The sequence below is a fragment of the Streptomyces sp. NPDC017979 genome (genome assembly GCF_044328175.1).
Classification (GTDB): domain Bacteria; phylum Actinomycetota; class Actinomycetes; order Streptomycetales; family Streptomycetaceae; genus Streptomyces.
Map to the genome: position 1 here is coordinate 1 of NZ_JBIRGU010000015.1, position 20,250 is coordinate 20,250.

Here is a 20,250-nt window from a genome sequence, read left to right on the forward strand (position 1 = left end):
CCACACCCTCAACACCCTCTGGACCAACACCCTCACCACCCTCACCACCCACCACACCCACACCCACACCACCCACCACACCCCCTCCGACCTTGCAGCAACGGGCATCTCCCAGCGGGATGTCGACGACCTAGAGGACCTGTTGGCCGGTGACTGGGCCGACTAGGGCCTGTCTTCACGGATCAGGCCCTCACTCGATCCGCAGCGCTCACCTGCGGGCGTGCCCAACCAGTTGCCGCAGCGAAAGGTGCAGGCCGCGGCAGCCGCCAACGTTGCCATCCACGGAGGGAAACAAGCAGTGCCCATTGCGATGAGGCCGGAAATCAAAGGCGACTTCGGCGCCGTGTCGTCGACGCACCCCCTTGCTTCAGCGACCGGTATGGCCGTTCTGGAGCGCGGTGGCAATGCGTTCGACGCCGCTGTCGCCGCAGCGTTCGTCCTCCAGGTCGTGGAACCGCAGAACAACGGTCCGGCAGGCGACGTGACCATCCTCGTGCACGGCGCCTCCGCGGAGACCACCCGGTCGATCTGCGGACAGGGCCCCATGCCCGCAACCGCGACTCTGCATGCCTTCCGAGACCTCGGACTGAGTGAGGTCCCCGGTTCGGGGCTCCTGCCCGCAACGGTTCCCGGAGCAGTCGGCGCCTGGTTGCGGCTGCTCGCCGAGTTCGGGTCCATGAAGCTCGCCGACGTCCTTGACTACGCCATTGGATACGCCGCCGGCGGCTTCTCCCTGCTACCGGAGACGACTCGGGCGATCGCGGCGCTGGCCCCCCTGTACACCGCGGATTGGACGGGCTCCGCCGCCACGTACCTTCCCGGCGGGCTGGCCCCCACCACGAGGACCCGCTTCACGAATCCCGCCCTCGCCGAGACCTACCGCCGGCTCATCCTGGCCGGAGCGGGCGCCGCCTCGCGGGAGGCCCAGATCCAGGCCGCGCACGACGCGTTCTACCAAGGCTTCGTCGCCGAGGCGATCGACCGCTTCGCGCGGACCGCCTCCGTCCTGGACTCCACCGGCCGTCGCCACGGCGCCTTCCTCCGCGGCGACGACCTGGCGACGTGGGAGCCGACGGTGGAGGATGCCACGCACCTCGACTACCGCGGTCAGCGGGTCTGCAAGCCGGGCATCTGGTCGCAGGGCCCCGTCTTCCTCCAGCAGCTCGCGCTCCTCGACGGCTTCGACTTCGCGAGCGTCGACGCCTCCAGTGCGGAGTACGTACACACGGTGGTCGAGTGCGCGAAGCTGGCCATGGCCGATCGGGAAGCCTGGTACGGGGATCCGCTCCACAGCGAGCTCCCGCTGGAAGGACTCCTCGACCCCGGTTACACCGACGAACGCCGAAAGCTCATCGGGCAGGAGGCGTCGACGGAGCCCCGACCCGGCTCGCCGAACGGGCAGACCTCGTGGATACCGCTGCCCCAACCCGTCGAGCAGCCGCCGGTCGAAGAAGACTGGATGGCGCAGATCCGCCACGGCGTGCCCAACCTGGCGCGCACGACGGCCGCACGTGACGACACCTGTTGCGTCACCGTCGCCGACCGCGAAGGCAACCTGGTCGCCGCCACCCCCAGCGGCGGTTGGCTCAAGAGCTCGCCTGCCATTGCCGAACTCGGCTTCCCGCTCGGCACCCGAGGCCAGTCGATGTGGCTCGTGGAAGGGCACCCGAACTCACTGGCCCCCCGTCGTCGTCCGCGCACCACGCTCAGCCCGACCATCGTGTTGCGCGAGGGACGGCCCGGCCTGGCCTTCGGCACGCCCGGCGGCGACAGGCAGGATCAATGGACGCTGCTCTTCTTCCTCGCGGTCACCCATTTCCAACGGGACCTACAGCAGGCGACGGAGCTCCCCATGTTCCACACGGACGCACTGCCCGCCAGTTTCGCCCCCAGGGAGTACCGCCCCCGCGGTGTGACCGTGGAACGTTCATTCAGCCCTGAGGTCGTGTCGGATCTGCGGCAGCGCGGGCACGACGTGGCCGAAGTACCGGAATTCACGCTGGGGAAGATCTGCGCAACGGGCTTCACCGACGATGACGGCTTCATCGTGGCCGCCGCCGGCCCCCGCGGACGACAGGCGTACGCAATGGGCCGATAGACAGACCGGAAGCAGGACCTAAGGAGACGCAGAGATGTTGCGCGCGGAAGCGAACGGACAGAGCTCCCCAGAGAACGAGGGCACATGGCGGCCACGGCTCAGTGGCGGCATACACCACGTCGGAATTCAGACAGCCGACATGGAGTCGTCCATTGCGTGGTACGGCGAATTCTTCGGTTGCAAGGCGACCTGGACGATGGACGGTGGATTCTCGGCATTGAGCCACAGTCGGCTGCCGGGCATCAGCAAGCTGACCGAACTCGTCGTGGCCGACGTCCGGTTGCACATCATGACTTGCCAAGGCGGGGCGAACGAGCCCCCGCCTGCCACCGCGAACCGATTGCAGCACATCTGTCTTGCGGTCTCGTCTCCCGAAGAACTGAGCCGGTGGCGGGACCACTGGTTCACGTTGTTCGAGTCGGGGCGCTATCGATTCGCCAGGCCGGAGCCGGCCAGTGAAATCGATGTGGATGCCGACGGCATGCGCAGCTTCTATGCGTACGACCCCAATGGGTGTGAATTCGAGTTCAGCTACTTCCCGGAGCCCCAGTGAGTATCCTGACTCATTCCAATGGAGCGGCGGCCCAAAGGGGGACTCAATGAGCGCCCTGGACACGGGCGTTGTCGTTGACCGGATCCCGCCGACGAATCGTTGGGAGTACGGGGGGCACCCGTACGCCCTGGAGCCGCTGGCCCTTCCTGCCAGATGGCCCTCGCGCCGCACGCTGGACGACCCGGCCCCGATCATGGCGATGCAGGAGCGGTTGCGCCACCTGTCCGCTGAAGACAGCGACCCTTCATTACCTCGGCCGAACGGTGGAGACTCCGAACTCGACCGGTTGTTCTGGTTCCGCTGGGTGACCGGTCATCAGGTCACGTTCGCGATCTGGCAGCTTCTCGCCGGGGTGGTTGACGCAGCGACCGACCCGGAAGCCGATCACGAGCGAATCGCCCGCGACGCCCGGCTGCTGGTGACCGGCTACACCGGAATGCTGTTGTACACCGGATCGCCCACGCGGGAGATCTACGATCGAGTCATCCGGGCACCACTGGCCAGACAGCACGTGAGCATGAGCGGCGCCTGGGCGCGTGACTTCGGGCCGATCCGACCGCTTCTGCGTGGCCGTGTCGACCTCGGGTCCGGCACGCAGGCGAAGACCCTGGAGAGTGAATGTCTGCTCGTCGAGCAGGTTCATCAGGGAATCGCGTTGAAGTTGGTGCCGTCCGGAGTCTCACTGATGCAGGAGAACGGTGTTGGTCACGGTCTGTGGCAAATGCCCCGCAAGGCATTGTGCTGTCTCTATGACAACGTGTTCCTGACTCATCGAATGTCCGTGCCGTATGAGGCCGTCGTCCGGCAGTTGATGCGCCGGATCCATGCGGTGGTGCTGGACATCAATACGAATGGCCTGGATCCGTTGCTCGGCCTCGGGGAGCGGGAGGAACCGGAGGAGCTCAGCACCCATGAGGTCGTCGAACGCAAGCATTCACTGGTTCAAGACCTGTCTGAACTGATCGCGCTGACCGGACGGGTCGAACCAGATCCTTGCAGGTGACGTAGGCCGGCCGTCGCACGGTTCCACACGCACGAACGAAGTCATCGGATCATGATTCATCTCTCGGAGGTAGTACCTTGCGCGTCGGCGTGATGATTCTTCCCGACCGTCACTGGGACGAGGCGGGAAAGGACTGGCGTGCGGCGGAGGAGCTCGGCTTTGACTCCGCCTGGACGTACGACCACATGTCCTGGGGGCCGCTGGAAGACAGCCCCTGGTTCTCCCCGTATCCCGTGTTGGCAGCAGCCGCCAATTCCACGCACCGAATCCAGCTCGGCACGCTCGTCACTTCGCCCAACTTCCGGCACCCCGTGACGACGGTGAAGGACGCGATCACGGTCGACGACATTTCGCAGGGGCGGTTCGTCCTGGGCATCGGCGCGGGCTCCACCACGGCCGGTGACGACCGGGTCGTCGACCCGACCCGGCTCTCGCTCCGCGACCGGACGGCGCGCTTCGCCGAGTTCGTCGAGCTGACCGACCTGATGCTTCGGGAACCCCTGGTCACCTACGAAGGGCGCTTCTTCTCCGCGTTCGAGTCGCGCAACGTCGCGAGCTCCCGTCGCCGTCCGTCGCTTCCGGTCGCCGTCGCGGCCACCGGTCCGCGCGGCTTGGAGCTCGCTGCCCGCCACGGTTCGGCATGGGTCACCTTCGGAGCTGCGGTGCACTCCAGGAAGTGCACGCCGGAGGAGACCCTGCACATGGTTCGCAGCCAGCTCGACGGGCTGACGAAGGCGTGTGACCAGATCGGCCGGGATCCGGCCGAGTTGGGCAAGACCTTCGTGGTCACCGATCTGCCGCAGGAGTCGCGGTCTCCGTCGGCGTTCCTGGAGTACGCGCGGTCCTACGCTGCGATCGGGATCACCGACCTGGTGATCCACTGGCCGCGTCCGTCCGGGATGTACCAGGCGGATCCCCGGATGGCGCACTTGATCGCGGAAAAGGCGCTGCCCGAGATCCAAGAGATGTGAATGCCGGCTACTCGTACCTTCCAGGCAGGCTAGACAAGCATCGGCTCACCGGGAGCATTTGTGAACATCTACATCTCCGGAAGCGGTGTGTTCGCTGTGCAGGTGGCGGAGGCACTCTCGGAGGACGGGCACGAACTAGTGGGGGCCGCCTCCCCACCGCAGCGCAAGAGGGGCATCGACGACAGTCCCCTGTCCTGGGACCGGCTCCGTGCTTGGGCTGCCATGTCTGAGACCCCCTGGGTGGATTCGCAGTACCTGCGAGCGCCGCACATTCCAGACGGGGTCGACGTGATCGTGGCAGCGCATTCGCACGCCTTCATCGGGCGCAAGACGCGGGCCCGGGCCCGCGTGGCCACCATCGGCTACCACCCCAGTCTGCTGCCGATTCACCGCGGGCGGGACGCCATACGCTGGACCATTCGCGACCGCGACAAGGTGGCCGGCGGCACGGTCTACCACTTGACCGAACGCACGGACGGCGGCCCCATCGCCGCGCAGGAGCACGTGCTCGTGCCACCGGGCTCGACCCCGCAGAGCCTGTGGCGCGAGCACCTCTCCCCGTTGGGGGTCCATCTGCTGCGTCGAGTGGTCAACGACCTGAGTTGCGGACGGCGCGTCGAGGTACCGCAGGACGAGTCACTGGCCACCTGGGAGCCGTCCATGGACTCTCCCCCGCTCTTCAAGCCGGAACTGATCGCGTTGCCGGGCTCGGAGTCGGTCGACGGCAGCAAGTGGGCGCTGTACGGATCGTGAGCAGGTGGACGGGGTGGCGGAGCCGGTGCAGCTCCGTGCGCCCGTCCACCGCGTCGGCCGAACAGGAACTGGGGGTGCTCGGGTCACCGTCGTGGCGACGGTGACCCGAGCACCCCCAGTTCCTGTGTCCGGTTCACACGTCCCGGTCGGTTCCGCTCTCGCCGGCCCCCTTGAAGACGGTGCGCAGGCGACGCAGCCCGGTTTCGATCTCTTGTGGGGTGTGGGTCGTGAAGGAGAGGCGCAGGGTGCCCTCGTCCGCCGCTCCCACGAAGAACGGCGCACCGGGCACATAGGCGACCCGTTGCGCGACCGCGTCGTGCAAGAGGGCCGATGCGTCGAAGCCCTCCGGGAGCCGGGCCCAGACGAACATGCCCCCGTCCGGGGTGGTCCAGGTGGAGCCCCGGGGCAAGGCGTGCGGCAGCCCCCGCAGCAGCGTGTCCCGCCGCTCCCGATACGAGTGACGAACACGTGCGAGATGGGCGTCCAGATCCGCGTCCCGGAGGTAGCGCGCCGCTGCCGCCTGGTCGAGCGTCGAGGTGTGCAGATCGACGGTCTGCTTGGCTATCACGCAGGCCCGGCGCAGCGCTCGGGGGGCCCTGAGCCAACCCAGCCGTAGCCCAGGAGCCATGATCTTGGAGAAGCTGCCGATCAGCACGGCGTGCGGGGCCGCGTCGTCGAAGCCGCTGAGCCAGGGCACCGGGTCGCCCTCGAAGCGCAGCTCGCCGTAGGGATCGTCCTCGACCACCCACATGCGGCTGCGGGCCACGACGTGTGCGATCGCCGCCCGGCGGGCGGCGGAGAGGGTGCGTCCCGTCGGGTTCTGGAAGTTGGGGATGACGTAGAGCAATTTGGGGCGCTCCCGGGCCACCAGGTCGGCCAGTGCGGACGGGTCGACGCCGCCGGCGTCGCACGGCACGGGAAGCACCCGGGCGCCCGCGGCCTTGAGGCACTGCAGCGCGGCGAGATAGGTGGGGTCCTCGACGAGGACGGTGTCCCCGGGGTCCAGGGTCGCCGCCACGACGAGCGAGAGCGCCTGCTGCGAGCCGGTGGTGATCAGGAGGTCGTCCGGCCCGGTCGGGAGCCCCTGGCTGCCGAGGCGCGCCGCGACCGCCTCCCGCAGGGACGGATCTCCCTCGGTGGTCGAGTACTGGAGTGCCTGCCGGGGAGTCTCGGTCAGGACGCCGGCGAAGGCAGCGCTCATGCCCTCGACGTCGAAGAGTTCCGGCGCCGGCAGTCCACCTGCGAAGGAGATGACGTCGGGCTGCTCGGTCAGCGCGAGGATCTCACGGACCGGCGATGCGTCGACGCTGCTGGCGCGGGAGGCGAGGAGTGGGGCGTGCGAGCTTGTCACCATAGCCATAGCCTTAAGGGTTGTCCCGTGAGTTCAGGTCGTACTGGTGCTGACGGCGCTCGCCGTTCGCGGTGAGCCCGGAGCCGTCTCCCAGGTGCCGGCGGCACGGCTCTCAGGAGGGGGTTCCACCGGTGGGCGGTTCGAGCGTCTGCGGTAGGTGGGCGAACAGACCGGCGCACAGCTGCGCGCAGTCGTCCAGCCGCCCGCCGAGCGCTGCTCTGATGCGTTGCAGTGCCGCCTCGAAGTCCGTCTCCGCCGTGGGTGCGGAGCCCGGTGCGGTCAGCGCGTCGAGCTGGTGCACTCCGGCGGCCAGCGCCTTGCGGGCCTCGGGCGCTTGGGGGTTGCCCGCCTGGACGTCCCAGTACACCTCGGGCGTGCCGGAGACGATGCGGGCCAGCAGGGCCAGCATGACGGCGTGGGGAGGCGGGGCGAGCGCGAACAGCGTCTCGACGTCCACGTCCAGTTCGGCGAGGGCGGAGCCGAATCCGAGGACCGTCGCATGGGTCAGTGCCTGGGACGCTGCCGCGATGCGGTCGTGCTCGGCCGCCGCCACGGGCACGACGCGTCCGCCGCCCCCACGTACCAGCTCAAGGAGTCGGTGCACGAGGGGACCGTCGTGGTGTACGACGGTGGCGACCGGCCGCCCCGGCAGTCCGAGCGAGGGCGCGAACATGGGGTTGAGTCCAACGGCTTGCAGTTCCGGTGAAGTTCGTCGTACCGCCTCGTTGAAGGCGTGCTTCACGGAGAGCGTCTCGACGAGCAGGGCGTCCGGCCTGACGGTGCCTGCGACGACGGGGAGTGCGGCAAGCGCGACGTTCTGGGGCACGGCGAGCAGTACCACGTCCGCCGCTCTCAGCTCGCTCCGCACGGCTTCGTCGGGTTCCAGGACGTCGCCCCGCAGATGGCGGCCGCCGGTGCGCCGGTGAGCCGGGTCCACGGTGCGGACCCGGTTGCCCGATGCGGTCAGGAGTTCGGCGAACATCTCCCCCACTGCACCCGCTCCGCCGACCACGACGCATCTCAACTGTCCTTCGTGTTCCCTCAAGGCGTTGACTCCTTCCCTGCCGTGGTGAGGGCGGCGACCACCGCCCGCGACTTCACCATGGTCTCCTCGAACTCATCCGCCGGGTCGGACAGGGCGACGATGGCTCCGCCGACCCCGATGGACGCCCGGCCGCCGTGGACGACGAGGGTGCGGATGACGATGCTCAGGTCGGCGGCGCCGCCGAGTGAGAACCAGCCCAGCGCGCCGGAGTACAGTCCACGGGGGCGTTGTTCCAACTCGTCGATGATCGCCATGGTCCGGATCTTGGGTGCTCCGGTCATCGATCCGCCGGGGAACGACGCCCGGACGCAGTCCACGGCGGAGCGGTCCGCACGCAAGGTGCCGCGAATGGTGGACACCAGTTGGTGCACCTGGGCGAAGCTCTCCACCGCGAAGAGGCTCGGCACCCGGACGGACCCGATTTCGCAGACCTTGTTGAGGTCGTTGCGAACGAGGTCCACGATCATCAGGTTCTCCGCCCGGTCCTTCTCGTTGCCGAGCAGGTCCGCACGTAGTTCGGCGTCCTCGACCGCGTTCGCGCCGCGTGGTCGGGTGCCCTTGATGGGCTTCGACTCGACGACGCCTTCGGCATCGACCCTCAGGAATCGCTCGGGGGACGCGCTGAGCACCGCCGTGCCGGGGAAGTTGAGCAGTGCGCCGTACGGGACGGGACTGATGTCGCGCAGTCGGCCGTACGTCGCCACCGGGTCGGCGGGCGCGGGCACGGAGGCGGTGTTGGTGAGGCACACCTCGTAGGTCTCACCGTCACGGATCGCGTCGAGGCAGGCGCCGATGAGCTTGAGGTACTCCTCCTGGCCGTGGAAGAGCGCGTCGGCCGGGACGGACTCCGTGTGCCGGGAGGGCGCCGGAGGGGCGCCGGTGGCGGCCTCCGGTATGGCGTTGAGGGCTTCGGCGGTGGCGTCGAGCCATTCCTCGCTCATGTGCTCGTCGACTTCGAGGGCGAGCAGATAGCAGGCGCCTTCGACGTGGTCGAGGACGACGGCGCGGTCGGCGAAGAGCAGTGCCGCGTCCGGGGTTTCGGCGTGGTAGGCCGGATGGCCACCGGTTTCCGCCTTCAGCTCGTACCCGAGGGCGCCGACGTAGCCGAGGTTGAACTGGAAGGGCAGGTCCTTGGGCAGTGGCATCGAGCGCCGGCTCAGTTGCTCGTCGAGGTAGTCGAAGAACGGCTGACGGATCAGCTCGGCGACTTGTCCCGGGCGCTTCACCGTGACGTGGCCGGCGGTCACGCTGTAGGTCACGTACTCGGCGAGCGGTCCCCGACCGTCGCCCATGAAGGAGAAGCGTGACACTCCCTCGATCACCGCGCTGCTGTCCAGCCAGAAGCTGTGCGGCGCGTCGGCGAAGAGGGATCGATAGGTGCGCTCCGCATCGGGGAGCCCCTCCACCTTGCGGACCTTCAGCCGGTATCGGGAGTCGGACGCCTCCGAGGTGCGCGAGCGCACCTGATCGCGGGAACGGTCGCGGGAGTGGTCGCGGGAGAGGTCCCGGAAGTTGGTCAGCAGTTCACGGCCGTACTCGCTGGAGATCGACTCGGGGTGGAACTGGACGCCCCACAGCGGCGCACTGCGGTGTCGTACGCCCATGAGGAGGCCGTCCTCGGTCCAGGCGAGGGCCTCCAGTTCCGGGGACAGCTCGGTCACGGCGAGCGAGTGGTAGCGAACGATGTCGAAGGGGGACGGGATGCCTTCGAAGATGTCCCGTCCCTCGTGGTTCACCGCGGAGATCCGGCCGTGCATGGGTTCCGGAGCGTGCTCGACCTCGCCACCGAACAGGTGGCAGATGGCCTGATGTCCGAGGCAGACGCCGAGGACGGGCAATCCGCTCTCCCGAATGATGCGCGCGCTGAGCCCGAGGTCGGCCTCACGGTGCGGCGTCCCGGGTCCCGGCGAGATGACGATGTTGTCGAAGTCATCGAATCGGATTTCTGACCAGTCGACATCGTTGGTCAGGACGGTTGGCTGCTGCCCGTTCACTTCACCGAGAAGCTGGTAGAGATTGTAGGTGAAGGAGTCATAATTATCGATTATGAGTGTTCTCATGGGGCGAACTCCTAGTTCAGCGGCAGCATCTGTCCCTAAGCCCTTCCCTTGCCCGCAATCACTAGGTCCTCGACGCGGCAGGTCTCTTCGATGATGAGGTCATAGAAGCGCTTGATGAACGCGTGGTCGATTTGATGCTCGGCGGCGAATCGTGCGGCCCGCTCCTGTACGATTCCGATCCGGTGGGGCTGCATCATCGGAACTGCATTCTCTTTCTTGTGTTCGGCGATCCGGACACAAATTTCGATGCGCTCCCGCAGGGCATCGCGCAGGCGCTCATCAACCGCGTCTAATTCTGCACGAAGTGCCTCTAGCGCGTGGGAGTCACGCGAACCCTCATGGTGCTCTTCCGTCATGGACGCTTCCCCTTACCGCGGTCGGTCGACCGCCTGATGCAATCAGTGGGCATTCATGGGCGGAGGCCGGAACGTTCGACGAAGAACTGGTGAATCAGCGCGCCCGGCGAGCCGCCGTGTAGAGCGGCTGCCGATCATGGTCGCAGTAGTCGGCGATCTCTGCGAACTGTCCGCCGGCGCGCAGGAGGCCGGGCACGGTCTCCTGGTGGAAACGGCCGTGTTCAATGACCAAGGTCCCACCGTCCCGGAGCAGTCGACCGGCCACGGGTAGCACGCCACGAATCACATCAAGGCCGTCAGAACCGCTGAAGATCGCCTGCTTGGGATGGAACTTTCCATATTCCGGAAGCAGTTGAACGCCATCGGGCACAAATGGTGGATTGACGGTGATGAGGTCAACGTGCCCGTCGAGTTCGGCGAGCAGTTCAGGGTCGGTCACATCTCCCGCGTGCAGCCGGATCGGGGTGTCGCCGGCCTCGGCACGGCGGGCGGCGTTGAACCGGGCCCAGTCGAGGGCCAACGGGTCCAGCTCGACCGCGTGCACCCGGGCGTCGGGTCTGCGGTGCGCCATGGCGAGGGCGATGGCGCCCGACCCCGTGCACAGGTCGACGATCAGGGGGGCGGCAACCGCCCGCAGCACGTCCGCCCCGTGGGCGAGCACCAGCTCGCTGTGCACGCGAGGCACGAAGACCCCCGGCGCAACGGCCACTTCGATACCGCCGAGGAACATGCGACCGGTGAGGTGGCCGAGCGGAACCCGCTCCGCCCGCTTGGCCACCAGCTCTGCGAACAACTCGGCCCGCGCCGCCGGGACCTCGGCGTCGGCGGCGAGGTGCGCCACCTCGCTCCCGAGCACGTGTGCGGCCAACGCCGTGGCGTCGCCACGCGGATCGGGCACCACGGCGGCGGACAGCGTGCGCTCAGCCGTGTCGATCAGCCACCGAAGGGTCGGCATGTCACCCACCCGCGCGGCGCCGCACTGCCTGTCGATCCGCCAACGTTGTCAACTGTCTTGATGGGATAAGCAACGGTTTCGGCAACAGTTACGCCGATTCGCTGGACATCACTACACCGACCTCTCCCTCCACCGCCGACCGCGAACGAATGCAGCGCTTCGCCGCCTTCACCCTCCATCGGCCGCAACTGCCATTCACGGCGGGACGCTAAGGGGCCATTTCCACCCATGCTGATACCACCACCTCCGTCGGACTGCATCCGGATCGGGCAACGATGAGGATCTTCCAGTTCACGTCAAGTCTTGTCAACCATTGGTTCGCGCAAGCTGTCAGGCTCACATTCAGCACACCAACCAATAGTCCGGGCATGACGAGAACCAAGCCGAGGTCAGCATCTTCTCCAGAACCGTGGGAACGGGAGTGAAAATGGGCCAGAATCTGACAGATGAGCGGCACTCGATCGGGAATACCCAAGCTGACGCCACTGCTTGCCGGACGGGCCGCGGCCGTTGATCGGGCCGATAATCACGGCGTGAAGCATCGAGCACGCTCACTGGCCGAGTGGTGCGAACCGTCGGGATGGCCCTAGCGCCCTGGCCGAATGCCCCTCTTTTGACTAATCGCCGGGAAGTTCTGCGACCAACATGAGGTAACCGAGTTCCCAGACGTCGACCAGCCCAATGGCAACGGCACCGAACTGGTCCATCTCCGGCAATTGAGAGACGTCCGCCGGCTTCGGCAAGTTGTCCACCACGCTGCGGGGCACCTGCTGGAAGGTCCTCCGAATGGTTTGCTCGCTGATGTCGGTGAGCGAGCTCAGGCGCAGTCCGGCAGCGCGCACGATGCCGGGATAGGCGTCGATCTGACCGACCCAGGTCATCATGAACTTCGTGAAGTAGGCGTCGAGCGCCTCCTGTTTGTCGGCCGGCAGGGGGGCCCGCTCGAAGAAGTCGGTCAGGGCGATCCGGCCACCGGGCCGCAGGACCCGGGCAGCGCTCTTCAACACCGTCTCACGGTCCGGCATGTGCCCGATCGACTCCAGCGCCATGACCGCGTCGAACGAGCCCGAGGGGTGGGCGGCGAGTTCGGTGGCGTCGCCATGAGCGATCGTCACGAGGTGCGCCATCCCTTCCTTCTCCACCAGCGCCCGGGCAACCCTCGCCTGCTCATGGCTGTTCGTGATCCCGACCACCTCTGCGCCCGTCGTCCGGGCCAGCCGGATGGTCGGAATCCCGAGCCCGCACCCGAGGTCAAGTACCCGCCGGCCGGGCCCCAGTTCGAGCTGGCGTACCAGCAGATCGGTGAGTTGGTCGGTCGCCACTTCCAAGGGAGCGGTGTCGTGCGGCCCTTCCCAATAGCCGTAGTGCATGTTGGAACTGGGAGCCTCGGTGGTGAGGGTGACGAAGCGGTCGTAGAGCCGCCCCACCTCCTCGGGCACCGGTGCCTCGGCGGTGGTGTCCAGCGTCATCGGTCCTCCATCAATCCGGTTCAGTACGTCGAGCTGGTGACTCCGGCAAACAAGCCGATTGCGCACGAACTTCGTGGTTGCCCCGTGTTGTCAGGTGCGGACGAGCAGCCGCGGGTGAGGCCGCTCGACGGCGACCGTAGAGACGTACGACGGCAGTCAGACCCGAGGGTTAGCGGCGAAGCCACAGGCGCTCGGGGAAGCGGGGCCAACCGATTGATCGTGATCAGTCTGTCAGGGCGGCAGGTGGCCGTCCAGCCCGCTGAGTCGCGTCGGAGCTCTAAGGTCGGCCCATGAGTGCAGGTCAAGGGATGGGTGTCGGTGGTGCAGGGGTCATGCGATCACCGCGTCAGAGCGTTCGCGACGAGGAAGGGATCAGCCCGTGGAGGCCCCACCCACCCGTTGCGCGCCGGTCACTTCCCCGATCGTGACCCGTCGGTCCCGTCCGATCCCGTCGATCGCGCTCCGACCGACAGGGCCGGCAACCCACGTGTACAACGGCTGCCCGGCGCCCACTGCCACACCCCCACCACGGGGCTCGCCTACGCGCCGCTGCACCGACGTCCCCACCGGACGCGGCTGCCCGTCCCAAGATAGACATCGACGGCGACCTTGTCACCGTGGCGTCGAGGCCACCGTTCGATCGCTGCGGCAGGGGAACGCGCTACGGGGTCGTGGTGGAGACCACGTACACCCTGGGGCGTTCCGGCTTCGTCAGGTCGACGACTACGTGCTGGGTGGGCCGCGGCTCGTCCTGGGGGTTGGTCAGCCCGGTCCAGGCGCGCTCGCCCGGGGTGAAGGTCCAGCCCACGGTCGTCGCCTCCTTGGTGCCGATGGTGATCAGGCCCGGCTGGAGGGCGGCGCGGCTGGTGCCCATCGACTCCAGGAAGTGGTCGAGGCCGGCGGAGCTGGTGGTGAACTGGACGTACAGCCGGCTGGTCTTCCAGTTGCTGGTCTCGAAGTAGGCGACCCGCTCCGACTCCGAGGGGATCGGCACCTCGAAGATGCGTCGCTTCATCTGCGAGGGCCAGCTCTCCCGCAGGCCCGTGGCCGAGGACTCGGCGGCCTTGTCCCGGCCGCTGTCCCGGCTCTGCTCTGCGGACACGACCAGATAACCGGCGGGGATCCCGATCAGCAGCACGATGACGATCGCCGTCAGCCAACGGCGGATGATCATGTGCCGGCGGTCCTCGGGCGGCCGGAAGCCGGTGTCGTCCACGGGTGCGGACTGGCGGGGTACGACGCTCATGACTGCGGTTCCTGGTGGGTCGGCGGAACTGAAGTCTACGGTTCACCGGCGCGAACGCGCTCCGGAGGCGGGCCGGGGCGAGGTGCGGGCGGGGTGCGGTCAGGTCTCCCGGGGGGAGCGGGCGGCGCCCGGGTTGCGCAGGGCCTGGGCGTAGCGCTCGTACCGCTCGTGGCGTTCGAGCCGTCGGCGGTTGGCGCGGCGGAAGCGGCGGGCGACCAGCCTGGCGAGGTCCGCGGCGCCGACCATGCCGGCCTCGGGACCGAGCTGGGCGCGGACGATGCGCGCCTCGGGACGGTAGCCGCGGCCGGTGAGGTGGCGGCGGAAGGCGTCCCGCGCGGGGGCGATCAGCAGGTCGTCGGCGGCGCTGACGCCGCCGCCGATCACGAAGCAGGACGGGTCGAGCGCAGCGGCGAGGTTCGCGATGCCGACGCCCAGCCACTGGCCGATGTCCTGGAACAGCTCCACGCACATCGCGTCGCCGTCCCGGGCCAGCTCGGTGATGAGCGGTCCGGTGACGTCGCCGATGTTGCCGCCGACGCGGTCGATGAGGCCGTGGGCGACCGGGGAGTCGGCGGCGGCCAGCTCGCGGGCCTCGCGCACCAGCGCGTTGCCCGAGCTGTACTGCTCCCAGCAGCCGCGGTTGCCGCACGGGCAGCGGTGGCCGCCGGGGACGACCTGCATGTGGCCGAACTCGCCGGCCACCCCGTACTTGCCCCGCTTGACCTGCCCGTCCTCCAGGATCGCGCCGCCGATGCCGGTGCCGAGGGTGATCATCACCAGATGGTCCTCGCCCCGGCCGGCGCCGAACCGCCACTCCGCCCACGCGGCGGTGTTGGCGTCGTTGTCGACGAGGACGGGCACGGCGAGGCGGGCGGAGAGGGCGTCCCGCAGGGGTTCGTTGCGCCAGGCCAGGTGGGGGGCGAAGAGGACCTTGGAGCGGTCGGCGTCGACCCAGCCGGCCGCGCCGATGCCGACGGCGTGCACGTCGTGGCGGTCGGAGAGGTCGAGGACGAGTTCGCAGATGGTGTCCTCGACGACCTTGGGGCTCTTCGACTTGTCCGGGGTCTCGGTGCGGACCTTCTCCAGGATGACGCCGTCCGCGTCGACGACCCCGGCCATGACCTTCGTGCCGCCGATGTCGATGCCGACGGTGGGCACGCGCGGTGCGGTCAGGTGCGACCGGCGCTCTCGGGTCCCGACGGTACGCAGGACGGTGGCGCGGGCGGAGCCGCGGTGCGCGAAGTCGCGGTAGGTGCTCATGTACCTGCGGGGTCTCGGGGGCGGTGGGCCTTGCGTGACGGGTGGGCCCGCCGGACCCGATTCTGCCACTTGCGGTGTGTGGGTGGGGTGGGGGTTCGGTCGCGGGACGGAGTGGCCCGGGGCGACCAGGCGGGGCCCGGGCCGGCGTCGTCACTCGTCGGGCGTGGCCCCGGAGCGTTCGAGCTCGTGGCGGAGGTCGTCCAGCTCGCTGCCGCCCGCCATCTGCCGGGTCAGCTCGTCCAGCGTCACCGAGTCTTTGGTGTGGCTCGCGGTCATGGTGCCCCGCTTCAGCAGCACGAAGCGGTCGCCGACCAGGTACGCGTGGTGCGGGTTGTGGGTGATCAGGACGACGCCGAGGCCGGCGTCGCGCGCCGCTGCCACGTACTTCAGCACCACGCCGGACTGCTTGACGCCCAGCGCGGCGGTGGGCTCGTCCAGGACGAGGACCTTCGCGCCGAAGTGGACCGCGCGGGCGATCGCCACGCACTGGCGCTCGCCGCCGGACAGGGTGCCGATCGGCTGGTCCACGTCCCGCAGGTCGATGCCCATCCGCAGCAGCGCCGAGCGGGTGGTCTCGCGCATGGTGCGCACGTCGAGGCGGCGCAGCGGCCCGACGCCCTTCACCGGCTCGGAGCCGAGGAAGAAGTTCCGCCACACCGGCATCAGGGGCACCACGGCCAGGTCCTGGTAGACGGTGGCGATGCCCCGGTCCAGGGCCGCGCGCGGGGAGGCGAGGCGGGTCTCTTCGCCCTCGATGGAGAAGGTGCCGGCGTCGTGCTGGTGCAGCCCCGCGATGATCTTGATCAGGGTGGACTTGCCGGCGCCGTTGTCGCCGAGCACGCAGGTGATCTCGCCGGCGTGCACCTGGAGGGAGACGCCTTCCAGGGCGCGGATGTTGCCGTAGTACTTGCTGACCTCGTCCAGGTCGACCAGGGGCGCCCGCTCGGCGTTGTTCTCGGTGGGCTCGGTGTGCTCGGTGTGCTCGGTGTGCTCGGTCATCGCGTCGCCTCCGCCCGCTTGCGCACCCATGCGTTGAGCAGGGTCGCGAGTAGCAGCATCGCGCCGAGGAAGAACTTGAACCAGTCCGGGTTCCACTCCGCGTACACGATGCCCTTGCTGGTCATGCCGAAGATGAACGCGCCGACCGCGGAGCCGATCGCGGAGCCGTAGCCGCCGGTGATCAGACAGCCGCCGATGACCGCGGCGATGATGTAGATCAGCTCGTTGCCGACGCCCTCGCCGGACTGCACCACGTCGAAGGAGAAGAGCAGGTGCTGTCCGGAGACCCAGGCCGCGAAGGCGACCCCCATGTAGAGGCCGATCTTGGTCCTGGCGACCGGGACGCCGACCGCGCGGGCGGCGTCCGCGTTGCCGCCGACGGCGTAGATCCAGTTCCCGAAGCGGGTGCGCAGCAGGACCCAGGTGGCGAGCGCGACGAGGCCCAGCCACCACAAGATGGTGACCTTCAAGGTCACGTCCCCGATGACCAGCTCGGACGCGAAGACCTTCTTCGCCGCGGCGAAGCCCTCCATGTCGCTGATGGAGTCGGTGGAGACCCGCCCGGTGATCAGCTTGGTGAAGCCGAGGTTGAGGCCGGTGAGCATCAGGAACGTACCGAGCGTGATGATGAAGCTGGGGAGCTTGGTACGGGTGAGCAGGACGCCGTTGAAGACGCCGACCGCCAGGGTGACCAGCAGGGAGACGAAGACGCCCACCCAGACGTTCGCCGTCATCTGGTAGCTGAACATCGACGAGAACAGCGCCGAGGTGGTCACCAGGACGCCCGCGGAGAGGTCGAACTCCCCGCCGATCATCAGCAGGGCGACCGGGACGGCCATGATCCCGATGGTGGAGGCCGCGTACAGCACGGTCGAGAAGCTGGACGCCTGGAGGAAGGAGTCCGCGACGATCGAGAAGAAGAGGAACACCGCGACGGCGCCGACGACGGAGCCCAGCTCCGGGCGGCCCAGCAGCTTGCGCAGTGCCGAGGTGTGCAGCAGCCGCTCGTCGCCGGCGGCCCCCTCGTCCAGGCCCACCGGTGGTGGTGAGGTCGACTTCATCGGGTCCCCCGCTTGGTGTAGTCCTCCAACTGCGCCGCGTCGTCCTTGGTGAGGATCTGCGGTCCGGTGAGCACGGGCTTGCCGCCGCCGAGCACGTCGGCGTTGTACCGGTAGAGCCAGAGCAGGTCGACCGCCTCGTACCCCTGGAGGTACGGCTGCTGGTCGACGGCGAAGCCGAGCGTGCCGGCCTTGAGCGCCGCCGCGACCTTGGGGTTCAGGTCGAAGGTGTCGATCTCGGCCTTGCTGCGGGCGGTCTCCTTGGCGCGCACGGCGGTGTCCGCGAAGGGCGCGCCGAGGGTGACGACGGCGTCGATCGACGGGTCGGTCTGGAGCTTGGCCTCGATGGACGCCTGGACGTCGGGCATGTTGGTGCCGTCGACGTACAGGTTCTGCATCTCGCCGTCGAAGGTCTCCTTGGCGCCAGCGCAGCGCTGCTCGTGGCCGACGTTGCCCTGCTCGTGCAGGATGCACAGGGCCTTCTTCTTGCCGCGGGCGTCCAACTCGTCGCCGACGGCCTCGCCGGCGACGGTCTCGTCCTGGCCAATGTGGGTCAGCGCGCCGTACTCCTTGGACTGGGCGGATCCGGAGTTGATGGTGATCACCGGGATGCCGGCGGCGGCCGCCTTCTTGACGACGTCCTTCATGGCGTCCGGCTTGGCGAGGGTGACGATCAGACCGTCCACCTTCTTGTCGATGGCCGCCTGGACGAGCTGGGCCTGCTGCTGGCCCTCGTCGTTCTTGGAGTACAGGAAGTTGATGTTGTCCTTGGCGGCGGCTTCCTGGGCGCCCTTTTGGACGATGTCCCAGAAGGTGTCGCCGTCGCCGGAGTGGGTGACCATGGCGAAGGTCCAGCGGGGCGTGGTGACGGTGCTCTTCCCACCGGAGGCGGCGGCCTTGCGGGCGTCCTCGGCGCGCTTGCCGCCGGTGCTGCTGCACCCCACCAGGGAGACTCCGAGCACCGCCGCCAGCATCGCGCCCAGCGCGCGTACCCCTGTCCTTGCCCTTGCCACGACGCCGTGCCCTTCTTGCCGTACCGCTGCTCGCCCTGCGCTGGACCGCGCCCGGTGGCGCGGTCCGGGGGCCAGATGATGCGCCCCAGCCGCCCAAGTATGGGTCACGGCAGGTGGGAGGGTGGGCATCGGGTACGCCGGGGAGGTCACCGGGGGTGCCCCTGGCGCGGTCATCGGGTGCCGTCGGCGGTCAGCTCCGCCAGGGCTTCCGCGTCCTTCTGGCGGATCAGGGCGGGCCCGGTCAGCACGGGCTTGCCGCCGCCGATGACGTTGCGGTTGACCTTGTTGAGCCAGAGTTCGTCGACTGCGAGGTAGCCCTGGAGGTAGGGCTGCTGGTCGACGGCGAAGCCGACCTCGCCGGCCTTGAGCTGTTTGACGACGTCGGCGTTGAGGTCGAAGGTGTTGATCTCCGCCGATGCCTTCGCCCCCTTCTTGGCCTGCACGGACGCGGCGGCGAACGGGGCGCCGAGGGTGACGACGGCGTCGACGTCGCCGGTGGCCTGGAGCTTCGCCTGGATGGTGGAGGTGGAGGCGGGCATGTTGGTGCCCTCCACGTTGAGGTTCTCCACGGAGCCCTTGAAGGTCTTCTTCACTCCGGCACAGCGGGCTTCCAGGGAGACGTTGCCCTGCTCGTGGATGACGCAGACGGCCTTCTTCTTCCCCCGCGCGTTCAGCTCTTCGCCGACTGCCTCGCCGGCAACGGACTCGTCCTGGCCGATGTGGGTGAGGGCGCCGAATGCCCGGGAGAACTCTCCGCCGGAGTTGATGGTGACGACGGGTATGCCGGCGGCCACGGCCTTCTTGACGACGTCCCGGACGGCTTCCGGCTTGGCGAGGGTGACGACGATCCCGTCGACCTTCTGGTCGATGTAGGTCTGCACGAGCTGGGCCTGTTCCTTGCCCTCCTTGTTGGCGGCGTACAGGAACTCGACGTTGTCCTTCTTCGCCGCGACCTTGGCGCCCTTTTGGACGATGTCCCAGAAGGTGTCGCCCTCGCCGGAGTGGGTGACCATGGCGACCTTCATCCGGGGCGTGTCGGCCACGACGCCCCCGCCGCCCCGCTCCTTGGACTCCTCGGCCTCCTTGCCGCCGGAGCTGCTGCACCCGGCGGCGAGGACCAGGGCGCCCGCGGCGAGCAGGGCTGTTGCCGTGCGGTGGGTACGCATGGTGGGTCCGCCTTCCCTCCCGGCCGCCCGGTTGCGGCTGGTGAGTTTCTACGGCGGTGACACGGCCCCGTCAATACTTTGTCCGAACATTCTTACGCGCCTGACATTTCACCCGTGCGAGACCGCCGGGGAGCGTCGTCAGGGGCGCACCAGGAGTTGGAACTCGAAGGCGTAGCGCGAGGCGCGGTAGATGTGGGAGCCGTACTCGACGGCCCGGCCGGTGTCGTCGAAGGTGGTGCGCTCCATGGTGAGCACGGGCGCGCCGGACGCCTCGCCGAGGAGTTCCGCTTCGGCCGCGGTGGCGGCGCGGGCGCCGACGGACTGCCGGGCGCTGTGCAGGGTGATGCCGGCGGCCCGCATCAGCCGGTAGAGGCCGGTGACCTCCAGGCGCTCCGTGTCGTACGCCAGCAGGTCGGCGGGGAGGTGGTTGGCGAGCAGCGCCATGGGTTCCCCGTGGGCGTACCGCAGCCGCTCGACGGCCTGCACCCCGGTGCCCTCCGCGACGCCGAGGGCCGCGGCGACGCGGGCGCCGGCCGGCTCGACGGCGTTGCGCAGCACGACGGTGGCGGGGCGCTGGCCGGCCGCCTCCAGGTCGTCGTAGAGGCTGCTGAGCTCCAGCGGGCGTTTGACCTGGCTGTGCACCACCTGGGTGCCCACGCCGCGGCGCCGCACCAGGAGGCCCTTGTCGACCAGGGACTGGATGGCCTGGCGCACGGTGGGGCGGGACAGGCCGAGCCGCCCGGCGAGTTCGATCTCGTTGCCGAGCAGGCTGCCGGGGGTCAGTGCGCCCCGCTCGATGGCCGCCTCCAACTGCTTCGACAGCTGGTAGTAGAGCGGGACCGGGCTGGTGCGGTCCACGCTGAGCTGGAGCGACACCGACGGGTCCGACGGGTC

The 20,250-nt window shown here is 68.6% G+C and carries 18 protein-coding genes; 5 read left to right on the plus strand and 13 right to left on the minus strand.

Going from position 1 to position 20,250, the window contains the following annotated elements; translation table 11 throughout:
* Positions 1–379 precede the first annotated feature (379 nt).
* From ACH4E8_RS29635 to ACH4E8_RS29655, 5 genes are all read left to right on the plus strand, one after another.
* Positions 380–2,098, plus strand: a complete 1,719-nt coding sequence (locus tag ACH4E8_RS29635; RefSeq protein ID WP_398453957.1) for a gamma-glutamyltransferase family protein — start codon at positions 380–382, stop codon at positions 2,096–2,098.
* A gap of 34 nt (positions 2,099–2,132) precedes the next feature.
* Positions 2,133–2,651 carry a VOC family protein gene (locus ACH4E8_RS29640; protein WP_398453960.1) on the plus strand — a complete coding sequence of 173 codons (519 nt, stop codon included), beginning with the start codon at positions 2,133–2,135 and terminating at the stop codon, positions 2,649–2,651.
* A 46-nt stretch (positions 2,652–2,697) separates the two neighbouring features.
* Complete coding sequence (locus ACH4E8_RS29645) at positions 2,698–3,654, plus strand: L-tyrosine 3-hydroxylase (RefSeq protein ID WP_398453962.1); 957 nt, start codon at positions 2,698–2,700, stop codon at positions 3,652–3,654.
* Positions 3,655–3,746: 92 nt separating this feature from the next.
* A complete protein-coding gene (locus ACH4E8_RS29650; RefSeq protein WP_398454369.1) occupies positions 3,747–4,625 on the plus strand; it encodes an LLM class flavin-dependent oxidoreductase in 879 nt (292 codons plus the stop codon).
* 60 nt (positions 4,626–4,685) lie between these two features.
* Positions 4,686–5,378 carry a formyltransferase family protein gene (locus ACH4E8_RS29655; RefSeq protein ID WP_398453964.1) on the plus strand — a complete coding sequence of 231 codons (693 nt, stop codon included), beginning with the start codon at positions 4,686–4,688 and terminating at the stop codon, positions 5,376–5,378.
* 133 nt (positions 5,379–5,511) lie between these two features.
* Here the strand turns inward: ACH4E8_RS29655 and ACH4E8_RS29660 are convergent, their stop codons facing one another.
* The 13 genes from ACH4E8_RS29660 to ACH4E8_RS29720 all read right to left on the minus strand — a co-directional run bounded on the left by ACH4E8_RS29660 (position 5,512) and on the right by ACH4E8_RS29720 (position 20,214).
* Positions 5,512–6,738, minus strand: a complete 1,227-nt coding sequence (locus tag ACH4E8_RS29660) for a PLP-dependent aminotransferase family protein (protein WP_398453967.1) — start codon at positions 6,736–6,738, stop codon at positions 5,512–5,514.
* A gap of 103 nt (positions 6,739–6,841) precedes the next feature.
* Positions 6,842–7,774: a prephenate dehydrogenase/arogenate dehydrogenase family protein gene (locus ACH4E8_RS29665; protein WP_398453969.1), complete on the minus strand. Its 933-nt coding sequence runs from the start codon at positions 7,772–7,774 to the stop codon at positions 6,842–6,844.
* Positions 7,771–9,834, minus strand: coding sequence for an aminodeoxychorismate synthase component I (gene pabB / locus ACH4E8_RS29670; RefSeq protein ID WP_398453971.1), 2,064 nt, complete (start codon positions 9,832–9,834; stop codon positions 7,771–7,773). The genes ACH4E8_RS29665 and pabB overlap by 4 nt, the downstream gene beginning before the upstream one ends.
* Positions 9,835–9,869: 35 nt before the next feature.
* Positions 9,870–10,190 carry a chorismate mutase family protein gene (locus ACH4E8_RS29675; RefSeq protein ID WP_398453973.1) on the minus strand — a complete coding sequence of 107 codons (321 nt, stop codon included), beginning with the start codon at positions 10,188–10,190 and terminating at the stop codon, positions 9,870–9,872.
* Between the two features lie 94 nt (positions 10,191–10,284).
* Complete coding sequence (locus ACH4E8_RS29680; RefSeq protein ID WP_398454372.1) at positions 10,285–11,145, minus strand: N5-glutamine methyltransferase family protein; 861 nt, start codon at positions 11,143–11,145, stop codon at positions 10,285–10,287.
* A gap of 617 nt (positions 11,146–11,762) precedes the next feature.
* The gene (locus ACH4E8_RS29685) at positions 11,763–12,614 is read right to left on the minus strand and encodes an SAM-dependent methyltransferase (RefSeq protein ID WP_398453976.1); all 852 of its coding nucleotides are present in this window, start codon (positions 12,612–12,614) and stop codon (positions 11,763–11,765) included.
* Positions 12,615–13,275: 661 nt separating this feature from the next.
* Positions 13,276–13,860 carry a hypothetical protein gene (locus ACH4E8_RS29690; RefSeq protein ID WP_398453978.1) on the minus strand — a complete coding sequence of 195 codons (585 nt, stop codon included), beginning with the start codon at positions 13,858–13,860 and terminating at the stop codon, positions 13,276–13,278.
* A gap of 99 nt (positions 13,861–13,959) precedes the next feature.
* Positions 13,960–15,120, minus strand: a complete 1,161-nt coding sequence (locus ACH4E8_RS29695; RefSeq protein WP_398453980.1) for an ROK family glucokinase — start codon at positions 15,118–15,120, stop codon at positions 13,960–13,962.
* A 150-nt stretch (positions 15,121–15,270) separates the two neighbouring features.
* Entirely contained in the window at positions 15,271–16,119 is an 849-nt protein-coding gene (locus ACH4E8_RS29700) for an ATP-binding cassette domain-containing protein (RefSeq protein WP_398453982.1), read from the minus strand.
* The gene (locus ACH4E8_RS29705) at positions 16,116–17,180 is read right to left on the minus strand and encodes an ABC transporter permease (protein ID WP_398453985.1); all 1,065 of its coding nucleotides are present in this window, start codon (positions 17,178–17,180) and stop codon (positions 16,116–16,118) included. Before ACH4E8_RS29705 ends, ACH4E8_RS29700 begins: the two co-directional genes overlap by 4 nt.
* A complete protein-coding gene (locus ACH4E8_RS29710) occupies positions 17,177–18,151 on the minus strand; it encodes a sugar ABC transporter substrate-binding protein (protein ID WP_398454375.1) in 975 nt (324 codons plus the stop codon). The genes ACH4E8_RS29705 and ACH4E8_RS29710 overlap by 4 nt, the downstream gene beginning before the upstream one ends.
* Before the next feature lie 209 nt (positions 18,152–18,360).
* The gene (locus tag ACH4E8_RS29715; RefSeq protein ID WP_398453987.1) at positions 18,361–19,356 is read right to left on the minus strand and encodes a sugar ABC transporter substrate-binding protein; all 996 of its coding nucleotides are present in this window, start codon (positions 19,354–19,356) and stop codon (positions 18,361–18,363) included.
* A 138-nt stretch (positions 19,357–19,494) separates the two neighbouring features.
* Positions 19,495–20,214, minus strand: a complete 720-nt coding sequence (locus ACH4E8_RS29720) for a GntR family transcriptional regulator (protein ID WP_398454377.1) — start codon at positions 20,212–20,214, stop codon at positions 19,495–19,497.
* Positions 20,215–20,250: the final 36 nt, after the last annotated feature.

What these genes read in the sequence shown, in the direction of transcription:
- ACH4E8_RS29690 (WP_398453978.1), bottom strand. Translation starts at nt 13,860, where the DNA reads ATGAGCGTCGTACCCCGCCAGTCCGCACCCGTGGACGACACCGGCTTC.
- ACH4E8_RS29675 (WP_398453973.1), bottom strand. Translation starts at nt 10,190, where the DNA reads ATGACGGAAGAGCACCATGAGGGTTCGCGTGACTCCCACGCGCTAGAG.
- ACH4E8_RS29700 (WP_398453982.1), bottom strand. Translation starts at nt 16,119, where the DNA reads ATGACCGAGCACACCGAGCACACCGAGCACACCGAGCCCACCGAGAAC.
- ACH4E8_RS29640 (WP_398453960.1), top strand. Translation starts at nt 2,133, where the DNA reads ATGTTGCGCGCGGAAGCGAACGGACAGAGCTCCCCAGAGAACGAGGGC.
- ACH4E8_RS29705 (WP_398453985.1), bottom strand. Translation starts at nt 17,180, where the DNA reads ATGAAGTCGACCTCACCACCACCGGTGGGCCTGGACGAGGGGGCCGCC.
- ACH4E8_RS29715 (WP_398453987.1), bottom strand. Translation starts at nt 19,356, where the DNA reads ATGCGTACCCACCGCACGGCAACAGCCCTGCTCGCCGCGGGCGCCCTG.
- ACH4E8_RS29645 (WP_398453962.1), top strand. Translation starts at nt 2,698, where the DNA reads ATGAGCGCCCTGGACACGGGCGTTGTCGTTGACCGGATCCCGCCGACG.
- ACH4E8_RS29710 (WP_398454375.1), bottom strand. Translation starts at nt 18,151, where the DNA reads ATGCTGGCGGCGGTGCTCGGAGTCTCCCTGGTGGGGTGCAGCAGCACC.
- ACH4E8_RS29680 (WP_398454372.1), bottom strand. Translation starts at nt 11,145, where the DNA reads ATGCCGACCCTTCGGTGGCTGATCGACACGGCTGAGCGCACGCTGTCC.
- pabB (WP_398453971.1), bottom strand. Translation starts at nt 9,834, where the DNA reads ATGAGAACACTCATAATCGATAATTATGACTCCTTCACCTACAATCTC.
- ACH4E8_RS29695 (WP_398453980.1), bottom strand. Translation starts at nt 15,120, where the DNA reads ATGAGCACCTACCGCGACTTCGCGCACCGCGGCTCCGCCCGCGCCACC.
- ACH4E8_RS29660 (WP_398453967.1), bottom strand. Translation starts at nt 6,738, where the DNA reads ATGGCTATGGTGACAAGCTCGCACGCCCCACTCCTCGCCTCCCGCGCC.
- ACH4E8_RS29650 (WP_398454369.1), top strand. Translation starts at nt 3,747, where the DNA reads ATGATTCTTCCCGACCGTCACTGGGACGAGGCGGGAAAGGACTGGCGT.
- ACH4E8_RS29685 (WP_398453976.1), bottom strand. Translation starts at nt 12,614, where the DNA reads ATGACGCTGGACACCACCGCCGAGGCACCGGTGCCCGAGGAGGTGGGG.
- ACH4E8_RS29635 (WP_398453957.1), top strand. Translation starts at nt 380, where the DNA reads ATGGCCGTTCTGGAGCGCGGTGGCAATGCGTTCGACGCCGCTGTCGCC.